This is a genomic window from Leifsonia sp. NPDC056824 (assembly GCF_042789575.1).
In the GTDB taxonomy this organism is placed as follows: Bacteria; Actinomycetota; Actinomycetes; order Actinomycetales; family Microbacteriaceae; genus Leifsonia.
The window spans coordinates 867034-875157 of record NZ_JBHUAV010000001.1 but is presented as its reverse complement, the minus strand read 5'-3'; the positions used below and the strand labels follow the sequence as shown (position 1 = coordinate 875157).

Annotated in this window: 10 protein-coding genes; 2 read left to right on the top strand and 8 right to left on the bottom strand. The window is 70.2% G+C overall.

The annotated features are described in order from the left end of the window. Positions 1-117: 117 nt before the first annotated feature. The 4 genes from ACFRFH_RS04270 to ACFRFH_RS04255 form a co-directional block, all read right to left on the bottom strand. Complete coding sequence (locus tag ACFRFH_RS04270) at positions 118-708, bottom strand: nitroreductase family protein (protein WP_382461764.1); 591 nt, start codon at positions 706-708, stop codon at positions 118-120. A 127-nt stretch (positions 709-835) separates the two neighbouring features. Beyond that, positions 836-1828 (bottom strand): CorA family divalent cation transporter, encoded by a 993-nt coding sequence (locus ACFRFH_RS04265; protein WP_382461763.1) that lies wholly within the window; start codon positions 1826-1828, stop codon positions 836-838. A 135-nt stretch (positions 1829-1963) separates the two neighbouring features. Next, entirely contained in the window at positions 1964-2404 is a 441-nt protein-coding gene (locus tag ACFRFH_RS04260; RefSeq protein ID WP_382461762.1) for a hypothetical protein, read from the bottom strand. Positions 2405-2542: 138 nt separating this feature from the next. After that, complete coding sequence (locus tag ACFRFH_RS04255) at positions 2543-2869, bottom strand: hypothetical protein (protein ID WP_382461761.1); 327 nt, start codon at positions 2867-2869, stop codon at positions 2543-2545. A 54-nt stretch (positions 2870-2923) separates the two neighbouring features. On the opposite strand from ACFRFH_RS04255, the gene ACFRFH_RS04250 reads away from it, so the two are divergent. Then, complete coding sequence (locus tag ACFRFH_RS04250) at positions 2924-3697, top strand: GNAT family N-acetyltransferase (protein WP_382461760.1); 774 nt, start codon at positions 2924-2926, stop codon at positions 3695-3697. A 232-nt stretch (positions 3698-3929) separates the two neighbouring features. On the opposite strand, the gene ACFRFH_RS04245 is transcribed toward ACFRFH_RS04250, so the two are convergent. The 3 genes from ACFRFH_RS04245 to ACFRFH_RS04235 form a co-directional block, all read right to left on the bottom strand. Next, on the bottom strand, positions 3930-5000 hold the full coding sequence (locus ACFRFH_RS04245) for a threonine aldolase family protein (RefSeq protein WP_382461759.1): 1071 nt from the start codon (positions 4998-5000) through the stop codon (positions 3930-3932). A gap of 70 nt (positions 5001-5070) precedes the next feature. Beyond that, complete coding sequence (locus ACFRFH_RS04240) at positions 5071-5706, bottom strand: SDR family NAD(P)-dependent oxidoreductase (protein WP_382462729.1); 636 nt, start codon at positions 5704-5706, stop codon at positions 5071-5073. A gap of 86 nt (positions 5707-5792) precedes the next feature. Beyond that, entirely contained in the window at positions 5793-7238 is a 1446-nt protein-coding gene (locus ACFRFH_RS04235; protein ID WP_382461758.1) for a DUF6421 family protein, read from the bottom strand. A gap of 194 nt (positions 7239-7432) precedes the next feature. Between ACFRFH_RS04235 and ACFRFH_RS04230 the strand changes: the two genes are divergently transcribed. Continuing rightward, positions 7433-7597 carry a hypothetical protein gene (locus ACFRFH_RS04230; RefSeq protein WP_382461757.1) on the top strand — a complete coding sequence of 55 codons (165 nt, stop codon included), beginning with the start codon at positions 7433-7435 and terminating at the stop codon, positions 7595-7597. On the opposite strand, the gene ACFRFH_RS04225 is transcribed toward ACFRFH_RS04230, so the two are convergent. Beyond that, the gene (locus tag ACFRFH_RS04225) at positions 7584-8105 is read right to left on the bottom strand and encodes a class F sortase (protein ID WP_382461756.1); all 522 of its coding nucleotides are present in this window, start codon (positions 8103-8105) and stop codon (positions 7584-7586) included. The two genes, ACFRFH_RS04230 and ACFRFH_RS04225, sit on opposite strands and share 14 nt — an antisense overlap. Positions 8106-8124 lie beyond the last annotated feature (19 nt).

Below are 8124 nucleotides of genomic sequence, written 5' to 3'. Positions count from 1 at the left end.
TTTAATCTTCCCCCCCAACACCGCCCCCCGCCCCCCACTCCCAACCCCCCCATTGTTTCATTAGGGGGTTTTTTTTTTTTTTGTAGCCCGTTTATTACCCACGTTTCGGGGGTTGGGTCAGGAGTTGACGAGGAGGACGTCGTCCAGGGGGGTGCGGGTGCGGGGGGCGAGTTCGCGCTCGCGCAGCGGCTCGGGCAGCGCGTCCACGTCGCCGAGCATGCCGACGGCGGTGACGGAGACCGGAACGAAGCGCTCCTCGACGCCGAACGCCGCGCGGATCCCGGCCGGGTCGAAGCCGCCCATCTGGTGGGTGTGGAGGCCGTCGTGATGGGCCTGGACGCTGAGGTGCGCGACGGCCTGGCCGACGTCGTAGGTGGCCCAGCGACGCTCGGCGCCCTCGGCGTCGACGACCTCGGCGAGGGCGACGACGAGCGCTCCGGCCGCGCCGGCCCACATCTGGTTGAAGCCCATCAGGTTGGCGACGATGGCGTCGAACGCCTCGCTGCCGCGTCGCGCGACGATGAACCGCCACGGCTGCGAGTTGTTGGCGGACGGCGACCAGCGGGCGGCCTCCAGGGCGGCGGTCAGCTTGTCCTCATCGATCACGGCCTCGGTGTCGAAGGCGCGCGGGCTCCAGCGCTCGGCGAGCGCGGGCAGCAGCGGGAAGGACGTGTCGGCGGTGCGGGTGACGGTGTCGGTCAGCGACATGGGGTGGGAACTCCTCGACGGTGGAAACGGGATCACGAGGCTCCATTGCCCAGCTCTATCGATGTGAACACATGGACCTGGGAAGGTATTCCAGGATTTTGGTGACGTGTCCCCGGCTCGGTCAGCCCTACAGCCAGTCCTTCCGCCTGAACGTCAGATACAACCCCCCGCACCCGACCACCATCAGCAGTGTCGACATCCACAGCCCGCCCATCGTGTTGAACCCCGGGTACGGCAGGTTCTGCCCGTAGAAGCCGGTGACCGCAGCCGGGACCGCGATGATCGCCGCCCAGCTCGTCACCTTCTTCATGATCACGTTGAGCCGGTTGCCCTCCATCGCGATCTGCGTGTCCGACAGCGCCGTCACCAGGTCGCGCAGCGAGTCCGCCCACTCCACATGGTGCACGCCGCGGTCGTAGAGGCCCTGGAACAGCGGGAACAGCCCCTGGCTGACGCAGTCGGCCTCGCGGCGCAGCAGTGCGTCGACGGCGTCGCGCAGCGGCAGGAGGCAGCGGCGCAGGCGCGAGGCCGACTTGCGCAGCTGGTACACCCGGTTCTGGATCACGGCGGGCTTCGCACCGGGGGCGAGCAGGATGTCCTCGATGTCGTCGAGTTCGTCGTCCAGCGCGTTCAGGGCGGCGCCGGCCTCGCCGAGCAGCTGGTCGAGAACGATCCACAGCAGCCAGCCGACGCCCTGGTCGCGGTGCCGCTTCTCGGTGGCGAGGCGCGCCCGCAGCGGCTCGAAGTCGAAGCCGCCGTCATGGTCGAGGATCAGCAGCCGCGGCAGCACGTAGATGTGCAGGTCCGCGACGACGAGCTGGAACGTCGGCTCCTCCAGCTGCACCCGGTGGGTGGACAGGCGGACGTGCTCGCCGGCGACCATCGGCATGTGCCCGGCGGAGGCCGACGCGGGCGGGTGGACGAGGTCGTGCGCGCCGAGGCGGTCGGCGAGCTCGGCGAGCTGCAGCCGGTCGGGGTCCTGGATCTCGAGGTAACCGAAGCCGGTGGAGGTCTGCAGCTCGTCCATGAGCTCGGCGAGCGACCCGACGTCCGTGCGCTTGTCCCCGTCGAAGAGCGTCCCCGAGAGCTGGAGCGACTCCTCCTGAACCTGTTGCGACACACGACCTCCTCGTTGGCTGACGCTCCAACCTACGACCTCCCCGCTGAGTCGTCGCCGGTTGGAGGTGATGGAGTTCTCAGGAAACGGGTGCGGCGCCGCCCCGGTTGGGGTGGCAGTTCCCTGGCGCAGGGCCGCTCAGGGCACCAGGTCCTGGTACTGCGGCAGCGACCCGTCCAGCACCGGCACGTTCAGCGTCTCCGTCATCGTGCTGGTCTGGAACGTCACCGGCTCCAGTGCCCCCGGCTTCACGTCGAGGCTGTCGAAGGTGACCGTCTGGCCGTCGGGGGTGCCGAGCTGCACCGACTCGGACGGCTTCACCGTCACCGTCTCGGACCCGGCCGTGGTCACGATGCGCACCTCTTCGCTCGAGTCGCCCTGGTTGACGAGGGTCGCGACCAGGCTCACGGGGGAGGTCGCCTGCGCGGTGAGAAGCACCGCGTTGCCGATGAAGATCGGCCCGATGTCGCCGTTCACACCGTCCGCGGTCTCCTGGATGTACTTCGTGTCCTGCGGGGCCAGCAGGTCGCAGCCGGTCAGAAGGCCCAGGACGGCCACCCCGACGAGTGCGGCGGCCACGCGTCGACGCGTCCGCGTGCGCCTTCCGTCGTGTCGGACGGTGCGGGGTGCGAAGCCGGCGTCTGCGCTCACGGCGTCAGCATAGCCCCGGCCCCGACGCCCGCAGTAGGCCCGATCGACCGGTCGACGGCCCGGCGGTCAGCGCAGCCCGAGCCGCTTGAGGGTGTGCTTCTCGCTCTCGCCGTTGTCGGTCTCCACCTCGTCCACCGCGATGGGGATGTTCGGGCCGATCGCCAGCCACACGAAGCCGTCGCGGTGCACCAGCGGGACGAGGTCGGTGGTGCCGTCGCGCAGGAGGGTCCGCACGCGCTTCAGGAGGGCGTACCCCTCGGACGGCAGCGTGACGTAGGTCTTCCGGCGGTAGTGGACGACGTGCGCCACGGTCTTGGCCTTGAGGCCGGCGATCTCCGCGGCGGGGAACGGTTCTGCGCCGGCTGTCGACGCGGCGTCCTTCGGGTCGGTCATGGGAGGCACGGTACGCCTCCGCGGCGGGCGGCGGCAGCGGGATACATTCGACGGATGCGCCAGCACGAGCCCGCCGACCACGCAGAGCCCGCCGACCTCGACCGTCTCGCCGACCGCGGCTGGCCGGCGCTGGAGCGCGAAGAGCTGGGAGGCTGGACGCTGCGGGCCGCGGACGGCGTCACCAACCGCGCCAACTCGGTGCTGACCTGCGGTGAGGTGCCGGACGTGGAGGCCGCGATCGAGCGGGCAGAGCGCTGGTACCGGGAGCGCGGCATCCCCGCGGTGTTCCAGGTGAGCCCGGCGACGGCGCCGGCGCTGGTGGCAGCGCTCGCCGCCCGGGAGTACCGGGAGCACTCGCAGACCGACATCCTCGTGGCCGACCGGGCGGAGGTGGTGGCCGCGGCAGCCGCAGACACCGCAGCCCCGATCTCCACCTCCGACACCCCACCGCCCGGCTGGCTCGCCACTTGGTGGGCCGTCGACGGCCGCGGCGGCGACGCCGAGCGCGACATCGTCGCCCGCATCCTGAACGCCGGCGCGGCTCTCTACGCCTGGGCCGGCCCAGCGGAGGCCCCCGACGCCGTCGCGCGCCTCGCCCTCGCGGAAGACTGGGCCGGACTCTACGCCGTCGCCACCCTCCCGGCCGCTCGCCGCCGCGGCCTGGCCCGCGCGCTCGCCGTCGCCCTCGCAGACGAAGCGGGCGGCCGCGGTGTCCGGCACCTGTGGCTCCAGGTGCTCGCGGACAACGCCGGTGCCCACGCGCTCTACTCCGGGCTGGGCTTCCGTCCCGCGTCGCAGTATGCGTACTGGACGGCGCCCTCCGGCTGAGCCGCTCAGCCGCTGCGCTTCATGAGGTTCGGCTGATACGACACCGTTAACCCACGATGCCGGGCGGTGTGGATACTAGGGTTACTCCACACAGCCCGGCATGCGTTTCGGGGTTATCGCCGGAGGATTATTCGGGTTCCTCCGCCGACTCTTAGAGACTACCAAATCTGTCGGCCAAATGGAGGACATTCTTGTACCCCGGTCTGTCCCCAGTAGAGGGGGGTGAGGCCGGTCAGGCCCTCAGTTCGGCGACCAGGGCCGCGACGAAGTCGTCGATGTCCTGCTCGGTGGTGTCGAACGAGCACATCCAGCGCACCTCGTGGCGGGCCGCATCCCAGTCGTAGAACCGGAAGTGCTGCCGCAGCCGGTCCGCGACGCCGGCCGGAAGGGTCGCGAAGACGCCGTTCGCCTCGGTGGCCTGGCTGAACCCGACGCCCTGGATGCTGCCGTCCGCGATCCCCGCCTCCAGCGCGCCGCGCAGCCGGGACGCCATCGCGTTGGCGTGCGACGCCGAACGCAGGTAGAGGTCGTCGTGCAGCAGCGCGATGAGCTGCGCCGAGATGAACCGCATCTTGGAGGCGAGCTGCATGTTGAGCTTGCGCAGGTAGAGCAGCCCCTCGGACGCCGCCGGGTTGAGGACGACGACGGCCTCGCCGTACAGCATCCCGTTCTTGGTGCCGCCGAAGCTGAGCACGTCGACGCCGGCGTCGGTGGTGAACTCTTTGAACGGCACGCCGAGGGTGGCCGCGGCGTTGGAGATCCGGGCGCCGTCCATGTGCAGCTTCATGCCGCGAGCGTGGACGTGGTCGGCGATCGCGCGGATCTCCTCGACGCTGTACGCCGTGCCGAGCTCGGTGGTCTGGGTGATCGACACGACCAGCGGCTGCGCGCGGTGCTCGTCGCCCCAGCCCCAGGCCTCCCTGTCGATGAGCTCGGGGGTCAGCTTGCCGTCCGGGGTCTCGACGGGCAACAGCTTGAGGCCGCCGACCTTCTCCGGCGCGCCGGCCTCGTCGGTGTTGATGTGCGCGGTCTTGGCGCAGACCACGGCGCCCCAGCGCGGCACCATCGACTGCAGCCCGGTCACGTTCGCGCCGGTGCCGTTGAACACGGGGAAGACCTGAACGCCGTCGCCGAAGTGCTCGGCGAACACCTCGTGGAGGCGCTCGGTGTAGACGTCCTCGCCGTAGGAGATCTGATGGCCGTTGTTGGCCGCCGCGATCGCGTCGAGGATCTCCGGGTGCACGCCCGCGTAGTTGTCCGACGCGAAGCCGCGCAGGTTGAGGTCATGGAGTTGTAGCGTCACTGTTCCATCCTAGATTCGCGAAGCTCGGTCGAATTCGTGCCGAATGTCGCCTTTCGACGCGCGAAAGTCACTATTCGGCACGAATGTCGAGCGCGATGCGGGTGCCGTTGAGGCGAGGGGCCGGGGTGCGCCAGAGGCGCACGACGGCGTCGGCGAGGGCGGGCTCGAGGCCGGCGAGGGTTTTGACGACGAAGACGACGGCGGCCGACTGCGGCGCCTCCTTGCCGAGGCCCTGCGCGACGGCGCGCGTCCACGCGTCCGCCGCCGCCTTGGCCGCGGCGTAGTTCGCGCCGCCCGCGTACGGCTTGTCGACCGCCGTGGAGGAGACCACGGCCAGCCGGCCGGCGGGGGAGGCCACCAGATCGTCGTAGAAGACGCGCGTGGTGTTCCGCAGGGTCTGGAAGCCGCGCTCCAGGAAGTCCCAGTCCGCGTCGCTCTGCCCGGCGATGCCGCCACCGCCGCGCCAGCCGCCGACCAGGTGCACCAGGCCATCGATCCGGCCGAACTTGAGGTGGATGCGCATCGCCAGCTCGGCCACCGCGTCGCGGTCGGCCAGATCGCAGACCCGGGTGTCGACGCCGGGGACGGCCTCCGCCAGTGCGTCCAGCGCCTCCTGCCGGGTGCCGACCGCGAGCACCGTCGCGCCCTCCGCCCTGAGTGCGCGCGCCACCGCCTCGCCGGACGCGCTGGTCGCGCCGGCGATCAGTACGAGGCGCCCGGGGACGCCGTTCGCCGGCGCCGGCGCGGTCCCTTCGGGTGAGAACCGCGCCGGCGTCGAACCTTCCTGATCCGTCACGCCTCGTCCGTCGTCCCCGTGATGCCGGACGTGGACTCGATGACGGTGGCCATCTTCTTGTTGAGCGCTTCGTAGAACATGGAGAGCGGGAACTCGTCGTCCAGCACCGCGTCGGTGTAGCCCTTCGGCGGCCCCGCCAGGGTCTCGTCCGGGAGCCCGCGAGCCCAGTTGGAGGCCGGGTTCGGGGTGAGGGTCTGGGTGAGCATCTCGTAGGCCGCGAGCCAGTGCGCCACCTTGGGCCGGTCGATCGAGCGCCAGTACAGGTCGTTGATCCGGTCGGAGAGGGCGACGACCACGTCGGGGACTTCGTCCCAGTCGATGGTGAGTTGGGTGTCGGTCCAGTGCAGGACGTCGTGCTGGTGCAGCCAGGCGAAGAGGAGCTGCCCGCCGAGACCGTCGTAGTTGCGCACCCGGCTGCCGGTGATCGCGAACCGGAAGATCCGGTCGAAGATCACCGCGTACTGCACGAGCTTGGCGTGGTCGCGGATCTGCTGCTGCGGCTGGGACAGCTCCGACTCGGGCAGGGCGCCGAGCTCACGCTGCAACCGCACCGACTCGCGGAACGCGGTCAGGTCGCAGCGCAGCTCTTCCAGGGAGTAGAGGAAGAACGGCATCCGCTGCTTGATCATGAACGGGTCGAAGGGCAGGTCCCCGCGCATGTGGGAGCGGTCGTGGATGATGTCCCACATCACGAAGGTCTCCTCCGTGAGCCGCTGGTCCTCCAGCATCCGGGCGGCATCCTCGGGCAGCTCCAGCTTCGTGATCTCCGCGGCGGCGCGCACGACGCGGCGGTAGCGGGCGGCCTCCCGGTCCTGGAAGATCGCCCCCCAGGTGAACGACGGGATCTCGCGCATCGCGACGGTCTCGGGGAACAGCACGGCCGAGTTGGTGTCGTAACCGGGAGTGAAGTCCACGAAGCGCAGCGCGACGAACAGCTTGTTGCCGTAGTCGCCGGCCTGCAGCGCCGCGATGAACTCGGGCCAAATGACCTCGACGAGGACGGCCTCCACGAGGCGGTTCGTGCTGCCGTTCTGCGTGTACATGGGGAAGACCACGAGGTGGCCGAGCCCGTCGACGCGGTGCTGCTGCGGCTGGAACGCGTTCAGCGCGTCGAGGAAGTCGGGCACGCCGAAGCCCTCGTCCGCCCAGCGGCCGAAGTCGCGCTGCACGGCTGCGAGGTAGGCCGCGTCGTGCGGGAAGAACGGGGCGAGCTCCTCGATGGAGCCGACGATCGCGGCGGTGAGCTCGGCGGCGGCGGGCTTGTCGGAATCCTGCTCGACCGAGCCGTCCTTGACCTGGAGCGCCTGGAGGGCGGTCGCCGCCTCCTTGAGCCGCAGCCACGCGGGGTGCGTCGCGACCTCGCGCACGGAGCGGGCGTCCTCGACGACCTCGGGCTCCCCGACAATGGCTCCTGCAGTGAACTGCGGGACGAATTGAGACATGACGAACCTCCCGTCGTGCGATCGGCCGCGTTCGCGGCACTGCGACGGAGCGTCGTTTCGGCGCTCCGATTCGAGCCTAACCGCGAAGTCCGGACGATTTCTTGACTGTTTCGACAGAAAGCTGCGCACGGGCGGCTGATCGCGCACGAAAACGCCGCAGCGTCATGGCCGGCGCACGCGCAGGTCTCTTCAACATGACCTCGCACACCGACTCCGTCCTCGCCCCGCACGTCGAGCGCATGCTCGCCTCCCGCTCCGGCGAGTGGATCCTCATCTCCTGCGACTGTCCTATCGGGGAGGACCACACCTACGCCGAGTGGGTGGAGCGGTTCGGCGGTCCGGCGGTCACCGCGTCGTGACGAGCTGCGCCGAGACGACCAGGTTGTCGACGGACGCGGTCTGAGCGGGCGTCTGGAGGCAGGTCAGCAGCACCAGCCGCCCGGGGACGTCCGCCCACAGAGCGGCGTCGGCGTGAACGTCCGGTTTGTGGACGCTCTCCGAGCCCGTCACCCGGTAGTGGAGGGCGCCCACATAGACGTCGGCGCCTACCGCGACCGACGACGTCCCTGCCGCCAGATCGGTCAGATAGTTGCCGGGGCACACCGCTCCGCCGCGGCACGAGTGCATCACCACGAAGACCGTCCCGAGACCGGCGTGCGCGAGCTGCGTGCCGTAGTTGCGCACCAGGTAGGCGGAGGAGAACCCCGGCGGGTCGATGACGCCGTCGACCTCGTTCAGCTCACCGAGGGGCACGGTGAGCCCGGCGGCCGGGACGCGCAGGCTCAGGCCGGCCACCTGGGCGACAGCGGCCGTCCGCTGCTGCACGGCTCGCGACGGCGCCGGGAGGTCGACGGGATTGCCGCGCATGTCCGTGGGCCTGCTACTG